Genomic DNA, 23310 nt, shown 5'->3' with positions numbered 1-23310 from the left:
GCTCACTTGTGGCGGAAGTACACGAAGAGCCGCCCGTGGTTCTTGGCGTCCTTGTCGATGCGGTGGTAGAGCGCCTTGATCTCCTTCTGGTCGAGGAAGCGCAGCACCTTCTTCTTGAGCTGCCCGCTGCCCTTGCCCGGGATGATCTCGACCTCGGTGGCCCGCTTGCGGATGGCCTCGTCGATGATGCCCCGCAGCGCCCTGTCGATCTGGTCGCCCTTGTTGTAGATGTCGTGCAGGTCGAGCTTGAGTTTCACAGTTTCACCCATGGTCCACAGCCCCCGCTCTGGAAGGCTTTGTCGGTCGCCTCGATGGTGACGGTCGCGGGCCCGCTGGGCATCCCGCTGGTGATCACGTCGCCGGGATCGCCACCCGTGCCCTTCAGCCGGGCCCAGTAGCACAACGGCTGGCCGGCGGCGGGGCCTTCCGTCTTGTAGGTGCCCGGCTGGATGTCGGTGCCGACCACCTGGATGCCGCTGCCCAGCGGCAGCCCCGCTGAAGGCCCCGCCGAGGGCACGGACGACTCCCCGGAGGGGACCGCGGCGGGCGGCCGGCTCGGCGCCGGACCGCCGGTGGCCGGGCCCGTGGCGGTGCCTCCCGTGGGCGCTCCCGTCGGTGCCGTGGCGATCCCGCCCGTCGGCGTCTCCGACGGGCTCTCCGACGGGCTCTCCGACGGGCTCTCCATGGTCACGGTCATCTCCGGCGCCGAGTACGGCGGCGCCGCGGCGGGCTCCGACGATCCGAGGCCCGCGAAGAAGCCGATGAGGAAGCCGAGGATCCCGGTCAGCCCAGAGGCGAGCAGGATCAGCGTCGGGCTGCTCGAGGCGCGTGGTGGCGGGGGGTGGCCGTACGTCACGGGGACAAGCGTGCCATGTCCCCCCGCCTCCGGTCAGCGGTGCAGGTAGTCGACGAGCGAGGCCTTCTCCGTCTCGAGCTGCTCGATGGTGCTCTTGACCACGTCTCCGATGCTCACGATGCCGACCAGGCGTCCCGCGTCGATCACGGGCACGTGCCTGATGCGGTGCGTGGTCATCGTCCTGCGCAGTTCGTCGACGTTGGCGTCGATCTGGCAGGTGCGCACCTCGGCCGTCATGATGTCCGAGACAGGAGCGTCGAGGACCTCGGGGCCCCTGTCGTTGAGCCTGCGCACGACGTCACGTTCGGACACGATCCCGGTGATCACCGAGTCGTCCCCGCACACGACGACGGCGCCGATGTTGTAGTCGGCAAGCCTGGTCAGCAATTCTCGCACCGTGGCGTCCGGGCGCACCGTCACCACGTCTGATCCCTTGCCCCGCAAGATCGTTCCGATGAGCATGGACCACCGCCTCGGCTGTAGGTACCCCTGACTCTCCCCTGGGCTCACTCGGACCAATCACGAGCGACATTGTTTTTGCCGTTAAGGTGCAGGGGGGCGCGGGCGTCGTACCATGTGAAATATCACCTCCTACCCCAGGGATCAGCATTGTCCGAGAAGCTGAACACCGGCAGCCACGACCTGCCCATCACCGACGAGCTGGCCGCCTTCATGGAGACGGGCTGGGCGGACACCCGGCAGACCGGCCTCGAGCCGCTTCCCGTCGCGCCTTGGACGGCCAAGCGGCGCGCCGCGCTGGCCGCCCGGTTCCCGGGCGAACGGCTGATCATCCCTTCCGGCTCGCTGAAGGTGCGCAGCAACGACAGCGACTACCGGTTCAGGACGCACAGCGCCTTCGCCTACCTGACCGGCGACACCGAGCCCGACGACGTGCTGGTGATCGAGCCGACCGGCGAGGCCGTGCTCTACCTGCGCCCCCGCTCGCCGCGGGCGGGCAGCCAGGAGTTCTACCGCGACCGGCGCTTCGGCGAGTTCTGGGTGGGCCGCCGTCCCGACCTGGGCGAGGCCCAGGACCTGTACCAGGTGGCGACCGCGCACATCGGCGAGCTGTCGCTGGGCGGGCCCGCGCGGGTGCTGCGCGGCGTCGACGCGAGCGTGGACGCGAGGGTCGCGCCGGGCGAGGGTGACGCGGAGCTGGAGTCCTTCCTGTCGGAGATGCGGCTGCTCAAGGACGAGTGGGAGGTCGCCGAGCTGCAGTTCGCGGTCGACGCGACCACCCGCGGGTTCGAGGACGTGGTGCGGGCCGTACCGGCGGCCCTGGGCCAGGTGCGCGGCGAGCGGTACCTGGAGGGTGTCTTCGGCCTGCGCTCGCGCCTGGAGGGCAACGCCGTCGGCTACGACAGCATCGTCGCCTCCGGCGCGCACGCCAACGTGCTGCACTGGATCCGCAACGACGGCAGGCTGGACGAGCGCGACCTGCTGCTGCTGGACGCCGGCATCGAGACCGACTCCCTCTATACCGCCGACATCACCAGGACGCTGCCGCTGTCCGGGCGCTTCTCCCCTGTCCAGCGACAGGTGTACGAGCTGGTGTACGAGGCGCAGAGCGCGGCCATCGCCACGCTCAGGCCGGGCGCGCGCTTCCGCGACTTCCACCTGGCGGCCATGCGCGTCATCTGCGAGGGCCTGCACGACTGGGGGGTGCTGAAGGACTCGCCGGACCGGCTCATGGAGAGCGGTCTCTACCGCCGCTACACGGTCTGCAGCAGCGGCCACATGCTCGGCCTCGACGTCCACGACTGCGCCAAGGCCAGGGCCGAGAGCTACCTGGACGGCGTGCTGGAGGAGGGCCAGGTCCTCACCGTGGAGCCCGGCCTCTACCTGCAGGCCGACGACCTGACGCTGCCGGAGGAGTTCCGCGGCATCGGGGTGCGGATCGAGGACGACCTGGTCGTCACCGCCGACGGCGCCAGGCTGATGTCGGCGGGGCTGCCCCGTCACCCTGACGAGGTGGAGGGCTGGATGGCGACCCTGCTGGGCTGAGCGCGGCCGCGCACTCAGGCAAACGTGTCCGAGCACTCCCGCCGAGCTGCTAGTCTTATGCATGTCGACGCGGGGTAGAGCAGCTCGGTAGCTCGTTGGGCTCATAACCCAAAGGTCGCAGGTTCAAATCCTGTCCCCGCTACTTCGGAAAGGCCCGGCCGTGTATCACGGCCGGGCCTTTCGCTTTGCCCCGGCCCGCGCGCTCCCGCGGCGGTGGACGCCCGAAGGTCACAGGGCCGTCACTTTTCGTGGCGGGCTGACAACCTGTGAGCTGCGTCTCATACCTTTTCCTCAAATTCCCAGGGAACCATCGACTTACTGGACTACCCGTCAGTAAGGTGACTGATCCATAGTCGAGCCCCCGAGGTGGTCATGGCGCTGACCGGGTACGTCGGCCGCAAGGCCGCGAGCGTGCTGGGCCAGGTGGGCGAGCTGTTCGTGATCGCCCTGGAGGGCCTGCGCCGTACCTGGGACGTCAAGGCCTGGTGGTGGGAGTTCGTCACCCAGTGCTGGTTCCTGGCCAGGGTGACCAGCGTGCCCGTGCTGCTGGTCTCGCTCCCCCTGGGCGCCACCGTGGCGCTGCAGGTGGGCGAGCTGGCCTGGCAGTTGGGCGCCTCCTCGGCCACCGGCAGCGCGGTCTTCGTCGGCCTGGTGCGCGAGGTGGCCCCCATGGCCAGCGCGCTGCTGATCGCCGGCGCCGGAGGCAGCGCGATGACCTCCGACATCGGCGCCCGCCACATCCGCGACGAGCTGGCCGCGATGGAGGTCATGGCGGTCAACCCGATCCACCGCCTGGTCACCCCGCGCATGTGGGCGGCCAGCACGGTCGCGGTGTGCCTGGCCCCGCTGGTGATCGTGGCGGGCGCGGCCGGCGGCTACTTCTTCAACGTGGTCGTCCAGGGCGTCACCCCCGGCGCCTACTTCGACGGGGCGCTGTCGCTGGTGGTCCCGACCGACCTGGTGGTGACGTTGTTCAAGGCGTGGGTGTTCGGCTTCGTCGCCGCCGCGGTGTCCTGCTACATGGGCATGACCTGCGCCACCAGCCCCGTCGGCGTGGGCCGCGCGGTCAACAGGGCCACCGTCGTCACCTTCATGCTGGTCTTCGCGATGAACTACGTGATCACCGCGATCTACTTCCTCGCCTTCCCCCCGAAGGTGCTGTGATGGTCACCCGTACGGCGGGCCTGCGCCTGGCGGCAGCCGGCCGCGAGGCGGGCGAGCGCTTCGCGCGCCTGGCCGACTGGCCGCTGTTCGTCTGGAAGGTGCTCTTCTACTCCGTCCGCGACGTGATCCTGCGCCTGAAGTACTTCAAGGTCGTCATGCGCCAGGTCAGCGACGTGGTCGTGGGTGTCGGCGCGACGGTCGTCGGCGGCGGCATGATCTTCGTGGTGTTCACGATGGCCTTCGTCGTGGGGGCGACCGTGGGTCTGCAGGGCTACCAGGGCCTGCAGGCGATCGGCGCCGAGTCGTTCATGGGCCTGGTCGGCAGCTTCGCCAACGTCCGCGAGATCACCCCGATCATCGCGGCGGTGGCGCTGGCGGCACAGGTCGGCTCGTCGTTCACCGCCGAGCTCGGCGCGATGCGGATCTCGGAGGAGATCGACGCGCTCGAGGTGATGGGCATCAACGCCTTCACCTATCTCATCTGCACCCGGGTCGTCGCGGCGCTGGTCGCGCTGCTTCCGATCTACCTGATCGCGCTGTTCGCCAGCTTCTTCGCCACCCGGCTGATGTGCACGGTGCTGTTCGGGATGGCGCCCGGCGTCTACGACTACTACTTCTACATCGGCCTGCCGGTCAGCGACATCGTCTACAGCGTGATCAAGGTCGCCGTCTTCGCGTTCGTGGTCATCGTCATCCACTGCTACTACGGCTTCTACGCCACCGGCGGCCCGGTCGGCGTGGGCGTGGCCGCGGGACGCGCCATCCGCCAGTCGATCGTCACGATCGTCCTGCTCAACCTGCTGCTGTCGTTCCTGTTCTGGGGGGACGGCAGCGGCGTGAAGCTGACGGGGTGAGCCATGGGCCGTCACGAGCTGTCCCTGCCCGCCCGCATGGCCGTGGCGCTGGTCGTGGTCGTGGTCCTGGTGGCGACGGGCTTCTTCCTCGTGCGCGGCGTCACCGAGATCAGCGGCACCAAGGTCCAGGCGGTCTTCGACCGCGCGGGACAGGGCATGGACACCAACTCCCCCGTCAAGATCCGCGGCATCACCGTGGGCGACGTGACCGCGGTCGACCTGAACGCCAAGGGCCAGGCCGTCGTCACCATGCACATCCAGCCCGGCGTCCGGCTGCCGCAGACGACCGCCGCCTCCATCGAGCCGAGCTCGGTCTTCGGCCCCAAGTTCGTCGACCTGCGGCTCGGCTCCGGTGAGGCGCGCGGCCCCTACCTGGGGGCCGGCGCCGTGATCACCGACACGGAGGGTCCGCTCGACCTGTCCGACTCGCTCGGCGACGCCTACCGGGGCCTGGACGCGGTGGACCCGCGCGAGGTCACGGTCATCGTGCACACGATCGCCAAGGGTCTGGAGGGCAAGGGCGGCAAGATGCGCGAGCTCGTCGACGACGCGGGCACCGTGGTCGGCGTCGCGCACCGGCACCGCGAGCGGGCCAGGCGCTTCCTCGGCGACGCGGCCGCGCTGTCGGCCACGCTCGCCGACAAGGGCGACGAGATCGTCGCGATCGGCGCCGACGTCAACACCATCACCCCCGGCCTGCTGGAGCGGGCCGAGAAGGTGCGCGTCCTGCTCGACCAGATCTCCGACGTCTCCGCGCTCGGCGCCCACGGCCTGCGCAAGCACCGGCGGAACCTGCGCGAGGGCGTGCACTCCGCCGAGCGGGTGACCGCGCTCATCTACGCCCAGCTCGGCCTCGCGGGTGACGGGGTGCGCGGCATCACGACGCTGGTCGACCTGCTCAACAAGCTCATCGAGGCGCCCGGCCCCGACGGGAACCGCCAGCTCCAGGTGGAGGCGTTCGTCGCCACCGACATCTGCGAGCTGATCGTCGGCTCCTGCGGTCCGACGGACGGGAGGAAGCGCTGAGATGGCCGTCTCCAGGGAACGCGTCGTGCGCCGCTGGACGCTCCTGCGCTTCGGCCTGTTCTTCGCCGTCACCGTCTCGCTGATCGCCGTGCTCGCCGTACAGATCGCCCGGGTCAGCACGGACGCCGGATACCCGCTGGTCGCCACCTTCGACGACGTCTCGGGGCTGCTGGTGGGCGACCAGGTCAAGATCGCCGGCGCGCCGGTCGGCCAGGTGCGCTCCATCCGGGTCGTCGACGGCAGGGCGGAGGTGACGCTGGAGGTGCAGGAGGCGGTGCGGATCCCCTCCGACAGCGAGGCGGCCATCAGGTGGCGCAACGCCGTCGGGCAGCGCGTGGTCTACCTCGTCCCCGGCACCGCCCCCGACCGGCTCGCGCCGGGCGCCCGCATCGCGCGCACCGCCTCCGTCGTGGACATCGGCGAGCTGGTCAGCGACCTCGGCCCGCTCACCAGGAGCCTGGACCCCGAGCAGATCAACCAGCTGCTCACCGCCGCCGGTAAGGCCCTGGAGGGCAACCACGAGAACATCCCCCGCCTGCTCGACAACGTCAACGACATCACCGGCACGGTCAACCAGCGCAAGGAGCTCATCCGGCAGCTGCTGAAGGACTACGCCACCGTCACGGGCGTGGTGGCCAGGCGCGACCGGCAGATCTCCCGCCTGGTCGACAACCTGGTGACGCTGTCGGAGTCGTTCGCCGACAACCGCAGGCTGATCGACGAGTCCCTGGTGGAGCTGTCGACCACCTTCCGCGTCTCCAACGAGGTGCTCGGCAAGAACGCCGAGGAGCTCGGCGCGGTCACCGACAGCCTGGCCCGGCTCACCTCCGGCATCCGGCGCAACGTGAACAAGGTCGACAGGACGGTGAACACCATCCGGCCGCTGTTCAGCCGCGCCTACGCCAGCGTCAACCGCGGCCACTACTTCATCTCGGCGGTCCCGTGCGTGGCTCTCGGGCCCCAGCCGTGCCCCTATCCCATGGAGTCGCCGCCGCCGCTGCGGGAGAGCCTGAGGATCCAGAGCTCCAAGGACCTGCGCAGGCTCATGGTGGGTGGGTGATGGCGCTGAAATCGTTCCGCGACCGCAACAGGATCGCGGTGGGGCTCGTCTCCCTCGGCGTGCTCGTCTCGCTGTTCGTCGGCACGTTCCTGGTCGGCACGCTCGGCCTGCTCGAGGGCGGCTACTACATGTCGGGGATCTTCGTCGACTCCGGCGGCCTGAAGACGGGCAACGACGTGCGGGTGGCGGGCGTGCGCGTGGGCGAGGTGACCGAGGTGCGCCCCGACTACGGGCAGGGTCACGTGGTGGTCACCTGGAAGGTCGACAGCGAGGTACGGCTCGGCAGGAACACCCGGGCCGACATCACGCTGTCCAACCTGCTGGGCGGGCGCTACGTGAAGCTGACCGGGCCGGTGGCCGCGCCGTACCTGGACCAGCTGCCCGAGGGGCAGCGGACCATCCCGGTCGAGCGCACCGGCACCCCCGTCCTGGTCAACGACGCGCTCAAGGACGCCACCAGGCTGGTGAAACGGCTCGACACCGAGGCGGTCGACAAGCTGCTCACCGAGCTGGGCAAGGTGGACCTGGCCAAGCGGGGACGGGTGACGCGCCTGCTGAAGAACATCGGCGACCTGTCGGACACGATCAGCAGGAGCCAGCCCGACCTGCAGCGCCTGCTCGACAACGGCACCAAGATCATGGACGTCCTGGAGAAGAAGGACAAGCAGATCGGGCGGCTCATCGACTCGATCGAGGTCATGCTGGACGAGCTGCGGGCGCGCAGGGCCGAGCTGCGCACGCTCCTGGGCGACGGCAGCGACCTGGTCGCCGGCACCACCAAGCTGATCGTCGAGCACGAGAAGAGCCTGGTGGACACCCTCGACAACACCAGCGCGATCACCACGAAGCTGACCGGGAGCAGAAAGGAGTTCAACTCCGTGCTGGGGTGGGCCGGCCCGACGTTCGCGGGGTTGTCGACGATGGGCGGGCAGGGGCCGTGGATCGAGGCCATCGCCACCGGGCTGGGACCGATCAACCCCGAGGTGCTGGCCGCGATCGCCAAGGACAGGAAGAACGACCGATGAGCCCCGGCACGCGGCGGCGCCCGCGCACCCTCGCCCGGCGCGGCATGGCGATGCTCGTCATGGCCGTCCTGCTCGCCGCCACCGGCGGCTGCTCGCTGCTCGGCCCCGCGCCCTACCACCTCACCGCGATCTTCGCCAAGGCTCCGAGCCTCTACGAGCAGGCCAGGGTCAAGGTCATGGGGCTGGACGCCGGCACCGTGGAGAAGATCACCATCGAGGGAGACAAGGTCAGGGTGGACATGTCGGTCTACCCCGAGATCCCGCTGCCGGACGACGTGAAGGCCGTCGTCGCCCCGCAGAACACCCTGGGCGAACGCAACGTCGTCCTGTACCCGCCGTGGAAGCCAGGCAAGCCGAAGATCGCCCCCGGCGCGGTCATCCCGCTCGGGCGCACCGACCTGCCCGTGGAGATCGACGACGCCCTCGACGCCTTCACCAAGCTCACCGAGGCCCTCGACTCCGACAAGCTCGGCGACGTGGCCGGCGACCTGGCCGACGGCGTACGGGGCCGCGGCAAGACCATCAACAACGCGCTGGCCGACACCGCGAAGCTGACCGGCACGCTCGCCGCCCAGGACAAGCAGCTCATCGACCTGGCCAAGGGCCTGAACAGGCTGGCCACCAGCCTCAACGAGCGGGAGGGCCAGGTCACCAAGACCATCGACGCCTTCGCCGAGGCCAGCGCCACGCTGGCGGAGGAGCGCCGGCGGCTGCGCGGGTTCGTCGCCGGCATGGCCGAGTTCGTACGGCGGGGCGACGTGCTCATCGAGGCCTACCAGGAGCGCCTGCCCCAGGGCGTCGCCACGCTGTCGGAGATGGTGCTCACCGTGCGCGCCAACAGCGAGCAGCTCGCCCAGGCCATCAAGGGCGCCGCCGACTTCGCCGACGTGGTCGTCGACGCCTGGGACAAGGAGCAGCACGTCCTCAAGATCCGCGTCGTGCTCAACGCGATGACCAGGGCGTGGCTGGCGCCCCTGTTCGAGTCGCTCAACCTGCCCAGGATGAGCTGCCTGCCGGGCGGCCTGAGCAACTGCCCCTACGAGCGAGGGAGCCGATGAGAGTCAGACACGCCGCGCTCGCCCTGGCCCTGACCACCTCGGGTTGCACGCTGCAGACGGTCGGCGCGACGCAGGGCGAGCTGACGCTGTCGGCGACCTTCTCCGACGTGCAGAGCCTGGTGGTCGGCCACAGCGTGCAGATCTCCGACGTCAGGGTCGGCACGGTCACCGACGTACGGCTCGACGGCTACCGGGCCAGGGTGACGATGGCCATCGAGGAGGACAAACGGGTCCCCACCGGGACCAGCGCCACGGTGGCCAAGACCTCGATCCTCGGCGAGAACTACGTGCTGCTCACCCTGCCCAAGGGCAGGACCATGGCCACCGGGCCCTTCCTGCCCAGCGGCGCGACGATCACCGACACCAGCGTCGAGCCCGACATCGAGCAGGTCACCGCCAAGGCGGGCCCGCTGATCGAGGCGCTCGGCGCGCAGGACGTCAACGCCATCCTCGACGCCGCCGCCACCGCCTTCGACGGCAAGGGCGACGACCTCAACCGGCTGATCAGGCAGACCGCGCAGGTCACCGACAGCTACGCGGCCGCCAGGACCGAGATCGCGGCCACCATCGAGGGGCTGGCCGCGCTCGGCGGCCAGCTCGCCAAGGGCAGCAAGGAGCTCGACCGGCTGCCCGGCACCCTCGCCGCCGCCACCGACCGGGTCAAGCACGGCCGCAAACACATCAAGAAGGCGATCGTCGCGCTGACGAAACTGGCGAAAGAGGCCAATGTCACGGTCTACCCGCGCCACGCCGCCCGGCTGCGTACGCTGCTGCGGGAGGTGGACGCCATCAGCGCGTCGATGCTGCGCGGCAAGGAGGACCTCAAGACGCTGGTCACCAGGATGCAGGCCTACATCGACCTCCCGCCGATCACCGTCAACGGCCAGGTGCTCATCTACATCTGGCTGAAGGGCCTGCTGCTGCCGAAGAACAAGGGCGTCATCCCGAACCGGCCCGACGTCGACCCCGGCCCGCAGCCCAACCGCAAGGACGACTTCCGGCTGCTGTGGGAGCCGCCGCGATGAGACCCCGCATCTACCTCAACCTGGGCTTCTTCGCGCTGCTCGGCGTCGTGATGACGGTCTGGGCGTTCAGCACGATCATCAAGCTCGACGTGATCACCCAGCCGTACCGGATCACCGCCGAGTTCGTCTCCTCCCCCGGCCTGGTGCGCGGCTTCGACGTCGCCTACCTGGGCGTCCGCGTCGGCAAGATCGGCGACGTACGGCTCGCGCCCGGCAAGATCGTCGTGGGGCTCGACATCGACAGGGAGATCAGGCTGCCCAGGGCCAGCACCGCCGAGGTGCGGCGCAAGTCGGCCATCGGCGAGCCGTACGTGGAGCTGACCCCGCCCGAGACCGGCGTGGACGGGCCCTCGTTCGCGCCGGGCGACGTGATCCCGGTGCGCAGGACGAGCGTGCCGCTCGACTACAAGGAGCTGTTCGAAGGCGTGGGCAAGCTGCTCAACGCGGTCCCCGCCAAGGACGCCAAGACGGTCACCCACGAGCTGGCGGTGGCCCTGGACGGCCGCGCGCCCACGATCAGGAGCATCATCGACGACGCCCACGGGCTGACCGACACCCTCGCCGACAACTCCAGGACCCTCGACGAGCTGGCCGTCCAGCTCACCCGGCTGACCGGAACCCTGGCCGGCCGCAGGGAGAAGCTGGCCTCGGGCATCTCCGACCTGGCGACCGTGACCGGCTCGCTGCGCGAGTCGCGCAAGGACCTGCACGCCTTCCTCGACCACGGGCCCGGCGTGTTCGGGCAGATCGACACCCTCATCAGGAGGGCCAGGCCCGGCCTGTCGTGCACGCTCACCGCCGCGGGCCTGCCGCACCGGCCGGCCTTCTCCGCCGCGACCGAACGCGACGTCCACCACCTGCTCAGCGTCGTGCCGACCGCGCTCAGCCTGACCGACGACATCAGCGACAAGCGCCCGGACGGCACCGTGTACGGCAGGACGACGTTCATCTTCAGCGTCCCCGGCGGCCCGCAGCCCGCCGAGGAGTACGACAAACCGATCGGGCCGCCGAGGATGGCGCCGCTGCTGGAGTGCCCGAAGCACGCGCCGGTCACCACGGTCGACTTCACGGTGGACCGGGGTCCGCACGAGGACGAGGACGCCCCGACGACCGCACCGGAGACCGGCACCGCCCCGCAGGAGTCCGCACCCGACACCGAGCCCGCTGACACCCAGGCCGACACCCAGGCCGACACCCAGGCCGACACCCAGGCCGACGCCCAGGCCGACGCCCAGGCCGACACGGACGCCACGACGGGCGCGGACAAGACCGGCGCCGACGCCGGTCCCGGCACCGACGGCGATACCGGATCGGATGGCGACGCCGGTGAGGCTCTGCCGCGGGACGCCGGCCCGTCCGCCCCGGCCGCCGAGGGCGCGGCACCCACGGCCGCCGCCTCCCAGAACCTCGCACCGCTCGTCGTCGCGATCCTGCTGGCCCTCGTCGTCTGCGGCGGGGTGCTGGGCTGGATCGCGGTGGGACGGTCCTCTCGCCGCCGCGGAACGGAGTGACGACACATGACCACCAAGCAGTCCCTCGCCGAGGAGACGACCCGCGAGGAACCGGAGGCCGACATCTCGGGAGCCGAGACCGCGCGGCCCGATGTCCCGGAGGCCGGTCCCTCGACGACCGACGCCCCGAAGGCTGGCGTCCCCGAGGGCGCGGCGACCCCGAAGGCACAGACCCAAGAGGCACAGACCCCAGAGGCACAGACTCCGGGGGCACAGACTCCGGGGGCACAGACTCTGGCGGCACCGGCCTCGAGAACCAACGGTCCGGAGGCAGAGGGTTCGGAGGCCGTCGATCCACCGCCCGTCGCCTCCAAGACCGCGAGCACCGCGGCCGGGGACGCCAACGGGGACGCCACCGGAGACGCCACCGGGGACGCGGCCAGGGAGACCGGGGACGGGGGTGCCGGCCGTACGGGTGGAGGACGTGGCGCGCGGTGGCGCGGCGTGGCGATCGGCGCGGTGCTGGCGCTGGTGCTGGCCACGGCGGGCGCGACCGCGGTGCTCCAGTGGATCAGCGCGGGCCGCCTCCAGGACCGGCTGGCCCCGCTGGAGCACGACCGCCTCCTGCGTCTGGAGGTGTCGGGCGCCGCCGGCGCGTTCGCCACCACCCTGCTCAGCTACGACTACAAGGACCTGCAGACCACCCGCGGCAAGGTCATCGCGATGACCGCGGGCGACTTCCTGGCCACCTACGACGAGGCGTTCGGCGGCCCGATGGAACAGGTCATCGTGAAGCTGGAGGCCGTCTCCAAGGCGACGGTCCGCGAGGTGTACCTGTCCGAGCTGGACGACGCCTCCGCCAAGGCGCTGGTCTCGGTGGACCAGCAGGTCACCAGCAAGGAGGCGGTGCGCAACGTCCTCGGCACGCACCTGAAGCTGGTCATGATCAAGCAGAAGGGCGTGTGGAAGGTCAGCGACGTCACCGTCCTCGGCGCGGCCAAGGAGACCGAGACCAAGCTCGACAAGAAGGGCTAGGACCATCCCCTCCCGACCTCTAGGCTGGGCGGATGCGTGATCCTCTGGCGATGGGCGGACCGGTCGAGGAGATCACCGGTTCGGAGGGGTGGCTGACCGGTGCCGAGCGGGAGCGTGCCGCCAGGTTCGTCCGCGAGGCGGACCGGCGCGCGTTCGTGGCCGCCCACCTCCTCGTACGGCACTGCGCCGCCGCCTACCTCGACCTGCCGCCCGACCGGGTCACCCTGCTGCAACACTGCGACGTGCACGGCGCCGGGCACGGCCGGCCGTACCTGGAGGGGCATCCCGAGCTGGGTGTCAGCCTCAGCCACACCCACGGCTACGTCTGCGCGGCGGTCGGTGAGGGAAAGGTCGGCGTCGACGCCGAGCGGGTGGCCGACGGGCCCCTCGACGAGGCTCTGGCCGGGCAGGCGCTCACCGGCAGGGAGCGCGCGCTGGTCACCGGCAACGCGGATCTCATCAGGATCTGGGCGCGCAAGGAGGCGCTGGTCAAGCGCGGCGAGCTGACCCTCGACCGGTTGGGCGAGGTGGACCTGTCGGAGCTGGCGGCGCTGGAGCGGCAGGAGTGGCGGGGCCGTCATCTGCTGGAGTGGACGGCGCCCGGGTCGGTGCTGGTGACGGTCATCACCGACCGTCCTGCCGTCCGGATCCCGGCGAAATAGGGTCGTCGTGCATTTCCACGGTTAGGCCCTCGTCGTCCCCGCCCCTGCGCGGCAGGCGTTTGGGGTGCGACGCGGTCGTGAGCGCCGCCGGAGAGGTAAATTGGGATCATGAGCACGCCTCGCTGGCTTACCACGACAGAACAGCGCGCTTGGCGTGCCCACCTCGCCGTGCACAAGCTCCTCATGCACCGCCTCGGCATCGACCTGCAGGAGTTCGGCCTGTCGGTGAACGACTACGAGATCCTCGTCAACCTCTCCGAGTCTCCGGGCAAGCGCATGCGCATGAGCGACCTCGCCGACGCCACGATCCAGTCGCGCAGCCGCCTGTCGCACCAGATCTCCCGGATGGAGGCGGCCGGCCTGGTCACCAGGGAGGACTGCGCCGACGACCGGCGTGGCACCTTCGCGGTGCTGACGGACGACGGGTGGGCCACGATGCAGCGCGTCGCGCCGTATCACGTCCAGAGCGTCCGCGACCATTTCGTCGACCTGCTGACCGACGACCAGCTGCAGGCGCTCGAACAGGCCTACAACCCGATTCTCGAGCACCTCAAGAGCCTGCGCTGAGCGCTACGATCCGGGCATGCTGCGAAAGCTCCTCCTCGTCGTCCTCGCGCTCGCGCTGACGGCCTGTGCCGGCCAGGAGACCCTGCCGCCGGGCCCCGAGCTGGTGAAGAAGTCGGCGGCGGCGATGAAGGCGGTGACCAGCGCCTCGTTCGCGATCACGACGGACGGCGCGCCGAAGATCCAGCTCAAGCGGGCCGACGGCAGGCTGACCGCGACCGGCGAGGCCGACGGCACGTTGCAGGTCCTTCTCATGAACAGCCTGCAGGAGTTCAGCTTCGTGGTGGTCGGCGACACCGTCCACTTCAAGGCCATGACGGGCGGCTACCAGAAGCTGCCGAAGCGGCTGCTGATGGCGGGCGTGGGCTACGACCCGTCGACGCTCCTCGACCCGGACACCGGCATCTCCTCCCTCCTCGGCGGCCTCGGTGACCCGGTCACGGAGGCGGAGGAGGACGGCTCCTACCGCGTCGCGGCCACCTTCCCCGGCAGGACGATGGGCACGCTGATCCCCGGCGTCACCTCCGACATCAAGGGCAAGCTCTGGATCGACGCCGCCTCCAGCCGGCTGAACCGGATCGACCTGCCGCTCGACGGCGGCTCCGTCACCGTGACGCTGGCGGACTACGACGCCCGCTTCACCATCACCCCGCCCGCCGGATGAGCCTGCGCCGCAACGTCGCCCTCGGGGTCGGCGGCACCGCCGTCCTGCTGGCCGCCCTCGACGCCTACGTGGTCGTCACCGTCCTGATCGGCATCGCCCAGGACGTCGGCGTCCCCGTCAACCGGCTGGAGCGGGCCACCCCGGTGGTCACCGGGTTCCTGCTCGGTTACGTGGCCGCGATGCCGCTGCTGGGCCAGCTGTCCGACCGGTACGGCAGGCGTCCCCTCATCCACGCCTGCCTGGCCTGCTTCGCGCTCGGCTCGGTCCTGACCGCGCTGGCGGCGTCCCTGCCGATGGTCGTGGCCGGCCGTACCGTGCAGGGCATCGCGGGCGGCGCGCTGCTGCCGATCACGATGGCGCTGGTCGGCGACCTGTGGGAGGACGACGAGCGGCCCGTGGCGCTCGGCGCCGTGGGGGCGGCGCAGGAGCTGGGCAGCGCGCTGGGCCCGCTCTACGGCGCGGTCGTGGCTCTGCTGCCCGCCTTCACGCTGTTCGGCGTGGACCTGGGCGGCTGGCACGCGATCTTCTGGCTGAACGTGCCGCTGGCCGGGCTGGCGGCGGTCGCGGTCCAGCGGACCGTCCCGCCCTCGGCGACGGGCGGCGGCAGGGTCGACGTGACGGGCGGCGCGCTGCTGGCCGTCGCGCTCGGGCTGCTGGTGGCGGGGCTGTACAACCCCGATCCGGCCAAGGCCGTCCTGCCCGCCTGGGGGCCGGCGCTGATCGGTGCCGGCCTGCTGGTCGGGGCGACGTTCGTGTGGTGGGAGATCCGCTCACCGGTCCGGCTGCTGGATCTCACCGGTATCGCCAAGCGGCCGCTGCTGGCCACGCTCGGCGTCAGCTTCCTGTCGGGCGCGGCGCTGCTGGTCACGATGGTGTTCGTGCAACTGGCCGCGCAGACGCTGTTCGGGGCCGACGCGCTGGGCGGGGCGCTGACGCTGGCCTGGTTCCTCGGCGCGCTGGTGGCCGGCGCGCTCGCCGGCGGCCTGCTGACCCGCAGGTACGGCGAGCCGCCGGTCATGGCGGCGGGCCTGCTGGTGGCGACGGCCGGCTACTGGCTGCTGTCGGGCTCGCTCACCGGCCCGCTCGAGCTGGTGATCGCCGGCGCCGGGCTGGGCGTGGTGATCGCGCCCGTCTCCTCCGCCGCGTTGCGCGTCATGCCCGCCGCCCAGCACGGCGTCGCCTCCGCCGCGGTCGTGGTGGCCAGGATGATGGGCATGCTGATCGGCATCGCCGCGGTGTCGGCGTGGGGGTTCTACCGTTTCCAGTCGCTGACGGCCGACCTCGACACCCCGCTGCCGCTCGGCGTCGACGCGGCGACCTACGCCCGGCAGCTGGCCGACTACACCGCGAAGGTGCAGGCGGCGCTGCGGACCGAGTACAGCGAGATGTTCGTGGCGACCGCCGCGCTGTGCGTGCTCGGCGCGGCGGTCGCCGTGCTGGTCAGGGTGCGAGCCGGTGCAGGTCTCGCGGGAAGAGCGTCGCGGACCTGACGTTGGCGGCCCCCGTCAGCCTGGCGGTCCAGCGTTCCAGGCCGATCGCGAAGCCGCCGTGCGGCGGCATGCCGTGCGCGAACGCCGACAGGTAGCCCTCGTACGGCCCGGTGTCGCCGCCCAGCGCGGCGAGGTAGTCGGCGTACCGGTGCAGCCGCTGCCCTCCGGTGACCAGCTCCAGGCCCCTGAACAGCAGGTCGAAGCCGTTGGAGTAGCCGGGCCGCTCCGGGTCGGGATGGGTGTAGAAGGGCCGCTTGGCCATCGGATAGCCGGTGACGAACAGGAACTCCGAGCCGTGCTCGCGCCGCGCCCACTCCGACAGCCACCGCTCCTGCGCGGGTGACAGGTCGGGTTCGTCCTCGCCGGTCAGCGCCTGCGCCTCGGTGAAGTGGATCGCGGGGATCTCCTGCGGCACCTCGGGAAGCGTGACGCCCAGCGTCTCGACGGCCTGGGCCGCGCGCCGCCGTACCTCCTCGGTCATGCCGGCGATCGCCTCCCGCAGCACGGCCATCACGTCGCGGTGGTCGCGCACGAAGCCCAGCTCGGCGTCGAGCGAGGTGTACTGGGCCAGGTGGCGGGCGGTGTCGTGGGGTTCGGCGCGGAAGACGGGGCCGACCTCGTAGACCCGCTCGAACACCCCGACCATCGCCTGCTTGTAGAACTGCGGCGACTGGGCCAGGTAGGCGGGCCGGCCGAAGTAGTCGATGCCGAAGACGTCGGCGCCCGACTCGGTGGCCGAGGCGACGATCTTCGGCGTGTGGATCTCGGTGAAGCCGAGGGCGTCCAGCGCCGACCGGAATCCCGCCACGCCGGCCGCGGCGATCTCGAACGGCGCGCGCAACGCCGGGTGCCGCAGCGCGACGGGCGCGTGGTCGAGGACGGTGGGCAGCGACGCCGGGACCCCCGGCCGGTACAGGTCGAACGGCGGCGCGACGGCGGGCTCGGCCAGCACGGCGATCTCCGGCGAGGTCAGCTCGACGCCGCCGGGCGCCTGCGGGTTGACCGTGACCGTGCCGGTGACCTCGACGACGCTCTCCTCCACCGGCAGGTCACCCGAGGTGACCGCCTGCGTGAGACCCGCGCGGTCGCGCACGATGAGAAACGAAACGGACTTCAGCTGCCGCCGGCGGTGCACCCACCCGGCGACCTTCACTCGTTGCCCGGCATGCTCGGCGAGCTCTGCCGACAGGACACGAGAGATCATCACAACTCCTTGAGCCGCATGATCCCTTGGGGACGCGGGGGAGAAGGGAACTCCCGGTGCCACCGCGCCTTCGCCGCCTCGTGAGCGGCCTCATCCGACCCTGTGACGGAGGTCAGCCCGGCGGGGCATTTCCTCCCCGCACTCAGGAGTGTCTTCGCCCGGGGTCGCGGGACCGCCTTCCCAGCTTCCGGCGGCTCTCTCGGCCGTTGACGATCCGGGTTACTCGTCTCCCTCAACGTGTTGCGCAGGAGAGTACCACGCGCTACCGGACAGCTGAGTATGGGCCTACTCATGCCCGGCCGGGTGTCTCGGGCGCAGCATGGCAGGACCGATCCCCCCGAGGAGCACGACATGCGCAAGGTTCTGGTCGTCTGCACCGTGGTCCAGCTCGCCCTCGTCGTCCTGCAGTTCTACCTGGCCACCTACGGCGCCTTCGAGACGCCGAGGCCCGCCGACCCGGACGCGGCGGCCATCAACTGGCACGTCGCCAACGGCTTCATCGTCATCCCCGCCGTCGCCCTGATCACGACGATCATCGCGGCCATCGCGCGGGCGCCGGGCAAGGTGATCGCCGCCGGCGCCGCGCCGATCGTGCTGGTCGCCGTCCAGATGTTCGTGCTGTTCCCGCTGGCCGAACTGGCCGGCGCGACGATGGACAGGACCACGCCCGCGAGCCTGTTCGTCCTGGGCTTCCACGCCGTCGTCGGCGTGCTGCTGCTCGGCGCGGCCATCTCGGCGTCGCGGGGCGCGCGGGCCCACGCCCGGGCGGTCGCCGTCCCGGCGGTGTGAGCACGACCGCGCCGGTCTCCTCCCGGACGCGACCACGCCGGTCTCTGGACCGGTCTCCTGGAGTCTCCTGGAAAGGCGAAGCGCCCCCCTCCTGGGCGGAGAGGGGCGCGGGCCGGGCGGCGGCCTACTTCTTGGCCGGAGCGCCCTTCTTCTTCTCGCGGATCTTCATCGTCACCTCGATCGGCGAGCCCGCGAACCCGAACTCCTCGCGGATGCGCCGCTCGATGAAGCGCCGGTAGGTGTCCTCCAGCCACCCCGAGGTGAACAGCACGAACTTGGGCGGCTCGGTCGACGCCTGCGTCGCGAAGAGGATCTTCGGCTGCTTGCCGCCCCGCACCGGCGGCGGCGTCTGCTGGACCAGCTCGGTGAGGAAGGCGTTGAGCCGTGCCGTCGGCACGCGGGTGGACCACGAGTCGAGCGCCTTCTCGATCGCCGGGACCAGCCGGTCCATGTGGCGGCCGGTCTTGGCGGAGATGTTGACCCGCAGCGCCCACGGCGTGCGGACGAGCTGCCGGTCGATCTCCTTCTCCAGGTAGTAGCGCCGGTCCTCGTCGACCAGGTCCCACTTGTTGAAGGCCACGACCATCGCCCGGCCCGACTCGATGACCAGGCCGATGATGCGCAGGTCCTGCTCGGTCAGCGGCTGGGAGGCGTCGATCAGCACGATCGCCACCTCCGCCTTCTCCAGCGCGGCGCGGGTGCGCATCGCGGCGTAGAAGTCGGCGCCCTGCAGCTCCCTGTCGCGCCTGCGGATGCCGGCGGTGTCGACGAAGCGCCAGGTGGTGCCGCCGAGGTCGATCAGCTCGTCGACCGGGTCGCGGGTGGTGCCGGCCATCGGGTCGACCAGCACCCGCTCCTCGCCCGCCAGCTTGTTCAGCAGGGACGACTTGCCGACGTTGGGCTTGCCGAGCAGCGCCACCCGGTGGGGGCCGCTCGCCTGGCCGAAGGTCTGCGCGGGAGTCTCCGGCAGCGCGTCGAGCACCACGTCCAGCAGGTCGCCGGAGGAGCGGCCGTGCAACGCCGAGACGGGGTACGGCTCGCCGAGGCCGAGCGACCACAGCGCGTGCGCCTCCAGCTCCATCTGCTGGTTGTCGACCTTGTTGGCGACCAGGATGACCGGCTTGCCGGAGGCGCGCAGCACGCCGCCGACGATCTCGTCGGCGTCGGTGGCGCCCACGACGGCGTCGACCACGAAGACGATCACGTCGGCCAGCTCGACCGCGACCTGGGCCTGCTCGGCGATGCGCAGGTTCATGCCGGTGGCGTCCGGGTCCCAGCCGCCGGTGTCGACGACGGTGAAGCGCCTGCCGCGCCAGTTCGCGTCGTAGGTGACGCGGTCGCGGGTCACGCCCGGCACGTCTTCGACGACCGCCTCCCGGCGGCCGATGATGCGGTTGACCAGCGTCGACTTGCCGACGTTCGGCCGGCCGACGATGGCCACCACCGGCAGCGCCACCTGCTCGTCGGCGCTGTGGTCAGGGATCCGCATGTCGGCGAGCTCGGCCTCGATCCAGCCGGAGTCGTCGTACTCCCCCGTAGTCACGTGTCTCGTTCCTTTGAGTACCGCACCTGGCCTCAGGCGCGCTCGGTGTATGGGCGCGGCCGAACTAGGACTCGTCCTGGCTCGATCGCTCCCTGATCAGCCTCAGCACCTCCGCGATGACCTGGTCGAGGTCGAGCGGCGTGGTGTCGATCTCGACGGCGCCATCCGCCATCGAGAGAGGGTCGGTCTTCCGTGTCGAGTCAAGAGAATCGCGCCTGGCCATCGCGGCGCGCTGCGCCTCCACCGTGGTGGTGTCCGGGCCGCCCGTCTCGACGTTGAGCTCCGCCGTACGGCGCAGCGCCCTGGCGTCGGCGCTGGCGGTCAGGTAGACCTTGAGCGTGGCGTCGGGTGCGACCACGGTGCCGATGTCACGGCCCTCGACCACGATGTCGCCCTTGCCGATGATCTCCCGCTGCATCTCCACGAGCCTGGCCCGCACCTCGGGCACGGCGGCCACCAGCGACACCGCGCCGGTCACCTCCTGGCTCCTGATCGGCTCCGCCACGTCGACGCCGTCGACGTGGACGGTGGGGTCGTCGGGGTCGGTGCCCGAAACCAGCGAGGGCTCGCCCGCGCGGGCCGCGATAGCCGCAGGGTCGGTCAGGTCGACGCCCCGCTGGAGCATCCACCAGGTGATCGCGCGGTACATCGCCCCGGTGTCCAGGTATCGCAGCCCCAGCGCGCGGGCCACCCCGCGCGACGCGCTCGACTTACCCGACCCCGAAGGCCCGTCCATGGCGACGACCAGAGCGGTCACGGCCTCTCCCTCTTCACGTTTTCCCAACCTCAAGAGGCTACCGCCTTATGCCCATGCAGACAGACACGGAGCGGCGCGGGACGGCGACGGGATCGGTCCGGCGCTCAGGCCGCGCCCGTGTCGGCCACCCAGCTGCCGTGGAAACCGAGGGGGACGCGGGCGGGCAGGTGCACGGTGGCGACCGGCTCGCCGGTGAAGTCCTGGGCGGAGAGGATCAGCAGGTCGGTGGCGCCCCTGCCGGGGTCGTTGACGAAGGCCATGACGTAGCCGTCGTCCTCGGCCACGCCGCCCTCGGCGGGCACGAAGACGGGCTCGCCCGCGGCGACGCCCCTGGGCAGCTCACGCGTCTCCTGGGTGCCGGCCGCCAGGTCGTGCTTGATGAGCGCGTTGCCGAAGGCGGTGTCGGGCAGGTCCTCCAGGTCGCTGTCGCCGGGGTAGACGAGGTCGGCCAGGTCGTCGGCCGCGGCGGCGTAGCCGTACCGGTAGGGGAGGGAGGTGAGCCGCTCGTCGGCGCGGGGGAACTCCTGCGCCCGGTCGTCGAGCCTGGTCTCGGTGACCTTGTCCGAGGTGAGGTCGAGCGTGAACCTGTCGAGCGTGGGCACGCCGCCCAGGTCGAGCCGGGCGTCGACGAACCTCTTGGGGTAGCGCACCACGTCGATGACCACCTGGTCGCCGTCGTCGTAGGCGTTGAGGGTGTGGAAGATCCAGCACGGCTCCACCTCCAGCCAGCGCACCGGGCCGCCGCCGTCCTTCGGCAGCAGCCCGATGCGCGCGGGGTGGTCGTCGTTCCAGCTGTACGGCAGCGGCACCCCCCTGGCCGCGTGGTCCATGCTGAAGGTGACGGGCAGGTCGTAGATCACCACGTAGCGCTGGGTCAGCGCCAGGTCGTGGACCATCGGGGCGTCGGCCACCGGGATGTCGACGGTCCTGCTGACCCTGCCCTGCGGGTCGATGACCACGTGCTGGTGGTGGTCCCAGCCGAAGTAGTAGGCGATGGCGTGCAGCTCGCCGGTGTGCGGGTCGAGCTTGGTGTGGGCGGCGTAGCCGCCGGGCAGCGTGCCGCCGAAGTCGCACGGGCCGACCGTGTCGAGCTCGTAGGTCAGCTCATACGGCCGGCCGCCCGCCTCCACCGTCGCGAACGTGCGCCCCGCGTGGCCGATGACGTGGGTGTTGGCGGCGAAGTCGAAGTCGGCGTGGACGGCCCCCGGACGCGGCTCCTCCCCCAGGCGCGTGGCCACGTCGGCGCTGCGGACCCACCGGTTGCGGTACCACTCGGCCCTGCCGTCGCGCAGCCGTACCCCGTGGACCATCCCCTGGCCGAGGAACAGGTGCGCGGCGGCGGGGTCGTCGAGGCCGAGCGGGTTGGGCCCGTTGCGCAGGTAGCGGCCCGACAGCTCGGCGGGGACGCGCCCGGTGACGGGCAGGTCGAAGGCGGTGATCTCCTCCGCGACGGGGGCGAAGCCGCCCCTGAAGGGGGTGGTCATGACGGTGTCCTCTCGTCGGGCGGGCCGGGCAGGAACGGGGTGAGCACCGAGGCGCACAGCGTGACGAAACGCTGTTCGGCCTCGACCGGGCCGAAGTGCCCGGACAGTTCGAGGCTGGTCGCGCCGTGCGCGGCCATCCAGAGCAGGTCGGCGATCTCCTGGGCGTCGCCGCGCAGCTGTCCCGCCTCCAGGCAGGACGCCACGTCGGCGTACAGGATGTCGAAGGCCCTGCGGCCCGCGGCCAGCGCGGCGGCGTCGGGCACGAACCCGGGCAGCGCACCCTGGAACATCACCCGGTAGTACTCGGGCTCGGCGAGGGCGTAGGCGCGGTAGGCGGCCCCGCACTCGTGCAGCCTGGTCAGCGGGTCGGCGGAGGTGCGACCGGTCCGCAGGGCGCGCTCGAACCTGGCGAAGCCCTCCAGCCAGAGCGCCTCCTCCAGCCCCTCCTTGGCGCCGAACAGCGTGTAGATCACCTTCGTCGAGCAGCCGACCGCGCCCGAGATCCGGCGCACGGTCAGCGCCCCCGGCCCTTCGGCGACGAGCAGATGAGTGGTGGCGTCGAGGATCGCGGCCCGGACGGCCTCCTGCCCGACCTGCTGTGCCTCGCTGTATGCCGTCATAGGTCGGTAACGCCGTTTCTTTGCGGTAACACTGTTACCGTCTTTGTACGCGCACCCGCGCCACGCGTCAAGGGAGCGTTCCCGGATAGAACTCCCCCATGAGCAACGATCGGGTGACCGTGGTCGTCGCGACGAGGGACCGGCGCGAGTCGCTGGCCAGGACGCTGCCCCGGCATCCCGGGCCCGTCGTCCTGGTCGACAACGGCTCCGCGGACGGCACCGCCGCCTTCGTCCGCCACACCTTCCCGCACGTGCGGGTCGTGGAGGCGGGGCGCAACCTGGGCGCTCCCGCGCGCAATCTCGGCGTACGGCTGGCGGCCACCCCCTACGTGGCCTTCGCCGACGACGACTCCTGGTGGGCCCCCGGCGCGCTCGACCGGGCCGCCGACGTGCTCGACGCCCACCCGCGCCTGGCGGTGCTGGCCGCCCGCGTACTGGTCGGACCGGAGGAGCGCACCGACCCGGTCAGCGCCGTCATGGCCCGCTCGCCGCTGCCCGGCTCCGCCGGACCCGGCGTACTCGGCTTCCTGGCCTGCGGCGCGGTGGTGCGCAGGCGGGCCTACCTGGAGGCGGGCGGCTTCGACGACGTGATCTTCTTCTTCGGGGAGGAGGAACGGCTCGCGGTGGACCTGGCCGCGCGCGGCTGGGAGCTGGCCTACGTGGCCGACGTCGTGGCCCACCACCACCCCTCCCCCGCCCGCGACCCGCACGGGCGCAGGGCGCTGGCCGCCCGCAACGCCGTCCTGACCGCGGTGCTGCGCCGGCCGTGGCCCGTCGTCGCCCGCACGGTGCTGCGCGCTGCCGCCGCCGGCGCCGCCGGTCGGGCCGGGCTGCGCGCCGCGGTACGGCGGCTGCCGCGCGCGCTGGCCCTGCGGCAGGAACTGCCGCGCGACGTGGAACGGGCCCGTGTGCTGCTGGGCGAGTACGACGGCCGCAACGCCGTCAGCCAGGCGGTCGCCCGGAAGTGACCAGGAC

General features: G+C 71.3%; 24 protein-coding genes and 1 tRNA gene. 17 read left to right on the top strand and 8 right to left on the bottom strand.

Annotation, left to right across the window (positions count from 1 at the left end; genetic code table 11):
- Positions 1–2: 2 nt before the first annotated feature.
- The 3 genes from ABZX22_RS19405 to ABZX22_RS19395 are packed head-to-tail and all read right to left on the bottom strand — an operon-like array spanning position 3 to position 1318.
- Positions 3–257 (bottom strand): Smr/MutS family protein, encoded by a 255-nt coding sequence (locus ABZX22_RS19405; RefSeq protein WP_354910689.1) that lies wholly within the window; start codon positions 255–257, stop codon positions 3–5.
- Complete coding sequence (locus ABZX22_RS19400) at positions 254–856, bottom strand: hypothetical protein (protein WP_354910686.1); 603 nt, start codon at positions 854–856, stop codon at positions 254–256. Before ABZX22_RS19400 ends, ABZX22_RS19405 begins: the two co-directional genes overlap by 4 nt.
- 33 nt (positions 857–889) lie before the next feature.
- Positions 890–1318 (bottom strand): CBS domain-containing protein, encoded by a 429-nt coding sequence (locus ABZX22_RS19395; protein WP_354910683.1) that lies wholly within the window; start codon positions 1316–1318, stop codon positions 890–892.
- 147 nt (positions 1319–1465) lie between these two features.
- Here ABZX22_RS19395 and ABZX22_RS19390 point away from each other — a divergent pair, with 147 nt between their 5' ends.
- The 15 genes from ABZX22_RS19390 to ABZX22_RS19320 all read left to right on the top strand — a co-directional run bounded on the left by ABZX22_RS19390 (position 1466) and on the right by ABZX22_RS19320 (position 15938).
- Positions 1466–2860: an aminopeptidase P family protein gene (locus ABZX22_RS19390; protein WP_354910681.1), complete on the top strand. Its 1395-nt coding sequence runs from the start codon at positions 1466–1468 to the stop codon at positions 2858–2860.
- Between the two features lie 68 nt (positions 2861–2928).
- Positions 2929–3002, top strand: a tRNA-Met gene (locus ABZX22_RS19385).
- Positions 3003–3232: 230 nt separating this feature from the next.
- Entirely contained in the window at positions 3233–4024 is a 792-nt protein-coding gene (locus ABZX22_RS19380; RefSeq protein WP_354910679.1) for an ABC transporter permease, read from the top strand.
- Complete coding sequence (locus tag ABZX22_RS19375) at positions 4024–4878, top strand: ABC transporter permease (RefSeq protein WP_354910676.1); 855 nt, start codon at positions 4024–4026, stop codon at positions 4876–4878. Before ABZX22_RS19380 ends, ABZX22_RS19375 begins: the two co-directional genes overlap by 1 nt.
- A 3-nt stretch (positions 4879–4881) precedes the next feature.
- Positions 4882–5904 carry an MlaD family protein gene (locus ABZX22_RS19370; protein WP_354910673.1) on the top strand — a complete coding sequence of 341 codons (1023 nt, stop codon included), beginning with the start codon at positions 4882–4884 and terminating at the stop codon, positions 5902–5904.
- A 1-nt stretch (position 5905) separates the two neighbouring features.
- Positions 5906–6964, top strand: coding sequence for an MlaD family protein (locus tag ABZX22_RS19365; RefSeq protein WP_354910671.1), 1059 nt, complete (start codon positions 5906–5908; stop codon positions 6962–6964).
- Positions 6964–7989: an MlaD family protein gene (locus tag ABZX22_RS19360; protein ID WP_354910669.1), complete on the top strand. Its 1026-nt coding sequence runs from the start codon at positions 6964–6966 to the stop codon at positions 7987–7989. Before ABZX22_RS19365 ends, ABZX22_RS19360 begins: the two co-directional genes overlap by 1 nt.
- On the top strand, positions 7986–9047 hold the full coding sequence (locus ABZX22_RS19355) for an MCE family protein (protein ID WP_354910667.1): 1062 nt from the start codon (positions 7986–7988) through the stop codon (positions 9045–9047). Before ABZX22_RS19360 ends, ABZX22_RS19355 begins: the two co-directional genes overlap by 4 nt.
- The gene (locus ABZX22_RS19350; protein WP_354910665.1) at positions 9044–10072 is read left to right on the top strand and encodes an MlaD family protein; all 1029 of its coding nucleotides are present in this window, start codon (positions 9044–9046) and stop codon (positions 10070–10072) included. The genes ABZX22_RS19355 and ABZX22_RS19350 overlap by 4 nt, the downstream gene beginning before the upstream one ends.
- On the top strand, positions 10069–11583 hold the full coding sequence (locus ABZX22_RS19345) for an MCE family protein (protein ID WP_354910662.1): 1515 nt from the start codon (positions 10069–10071) through the stop codon (positions 11581–11583). The genes ABZX22_RS19350 and ABZX22_RS19345 overlap by 4 nt, the downstream gene beginning before the upstream one ends.
- Positions 11584–11589: 6 nt before the next feature.
- Complete coding sequence (locus ABZX22_RS19340) at positions 11590–12558, top strand: hypothetical protein (RefSeq protein WP_354910659.1); 969 nt, start codon at positions 11590–11592, stop codon at positions 12556–12558.
- Positions 12559–12590: 32 nt separating this feature from the next.
- A complete protein-coding gene (locus ABZX22_RS19335; RefSeq protein ID WP_354910657.1) occupies positions 12591–13220 on the top strand; it encodes a 4'-phosphopantetheinyl transferase superfamily protein in 630 nt (209 codons plus the stop codon).
- A gap of 108 nt (positions 13221–13328) precedes the next feature.
- On the top strand, positions 13329–13787 hold the full coding sequence (locus tag ABZX22_RS19330) for a MarR family transcriptional regulator (protein WP_354910655.1): 459 nt from the start codon (positions 13329–13331) through the stop codon (positions 13785–13787).
- Positions 13788–13803: 16 nt separating this feature from the next.
- Positions 13804–14448: an LppX_LprAFG lipoprotein gene (locus ABZX22_RS19325; RefSeq protein WP_354910652.1), complete on the top strand. Its 645-nt coding sequence runs from the start codon at positions 13804–13806 to the stop codon at positions 14446–14448.
- On the top strand, positions 14445–15938 hold the full coding sequence (locus ABZX22_RS19320) for an MFS transporter (protein WP_354910650.1): 1494 nt from the start codon (positions 14445–14447) through the stop codon (positions 15936–15938). Before ABZX22_RS19325 ends, ABZX22_RS19320 begins: the two co-directional genes overlap by 4 nt.
- Here the strand turns inward: ABZX22_RS19320 and aspS are convergent.
- Positions 15889–17142: an aspartate--tRNA(Asn) ligase gene (aspS, locus tag ABZX22_RS19315; protein ID WP_354910648.1), complete on the bottom strand. Its 1254-nt coding sequence runs from the start codon at positions 17140–17142 to the stop codon at positions 15889–15891. The two genes, ABZX22_RS19320 and aspS, sit on opposite strands and share 50 nt — an antisense overlap.
- Positions 17143–17493: 351 nt before the next feature.
- Here aspS and ABZX22_RS19310 point away from each other — a divergent pair, with 351 nt between their 5' ends.
- The gene (locus tag ABZX22_RS19310; RefSeq protein WP_354910646.1) at positions 17494–17931 is read left to right on the top strand and encodes a DUF6220 domain-containing protein; all 438 of its coding nucleotides are present in this window, start codon (positions 17494–17496) and stop codon (positions 17929–17931) included.
- Positions 17932–18055: 124 nt separating this feature from the next.
- Here ABZX22_RS19310 and der read toward each other — a convergent pair whose 3' ends face one another.
- The 4 genes from der to ABZX22_RS19290 form a co-directional block, all read right to left on the bottom strand.
- Positions 18056–19441: a ribosome biogenesis GTPase Der gene (gene der / locus ABZX22_RS19305; protein WP_354911006.1), complete on the bottom strand. Its 1386-nt coding sequence runs from the start codon at positions 19439–19441 to the stop codon at positions 18056–18058.
- A 97-nt stretch (positions 19442–19538) separates the two neighbouring features.
- Positions 19539–20231: a (d)CMP kinase gene (gene cmk / locus ABZX22_RS19300; RefSeq protein ID WP_354910644.1), complete on the bottom strand. Its 693-nt coding sequence runs from the start codon at positions 20229–20231 to the stop codon at positions 19539–19541.
- A 104-nt stretch (positions 20232–20335) separates the two neighbouring features.
- A complete protein-coding gene (locus tag ABZX22_RS19295; RefSeq protein WP_354910641.1) occupies positions 20336–21715 on the bottom strand; it encodes a carotenoid oxygenase family protein in 1380 nt (459 codons plus the stop codon).
- Positions 21712–22335: a TetR/AcrR family transcriptional regulator gene (locus ABZX22_RS19290; protein ID WP_354910638.1), complete on the bottom strand. Its 624-nt coding sequence runs from the start codon at positions 22333–22335 to the stop codon at positions 21712–21714. Before ABZX22_RS19290 ends, ABZX22_RS19295 begins: the two co-directional genes overlap by 4 nt.
- 98 nt (positions 22336–22433) lie before the next feature.
- Between ABZX22_RS19290 and ABZX22_RS19285 the strand changes: the two genes are divergently transcribed.
- A complete protein-coding gene (locus ABZX22_RS19285; RefSeq protein ID WP_354910635.1) occupies positions 22434–23303 on the top strand; it encodes a glycosyltransferase in 870 nt (289 codons plus the stop codon).
- The last annotated feature ends 7 nt before the right edge of the window (positions 23304–23310 follow it).

This window comes from Nonomuraea sp. NPDC003804 (genome assembly GCF_040610675.1).
Classification (GTDB): Bacteria; Actinomycetota; Actinomycetes; order Streptosporangiales; family Streptosporangiaceae; genus Nonomuraea.
This window is presented reverse-complemented; position numbering and strand designations above follow the sequence as displayed.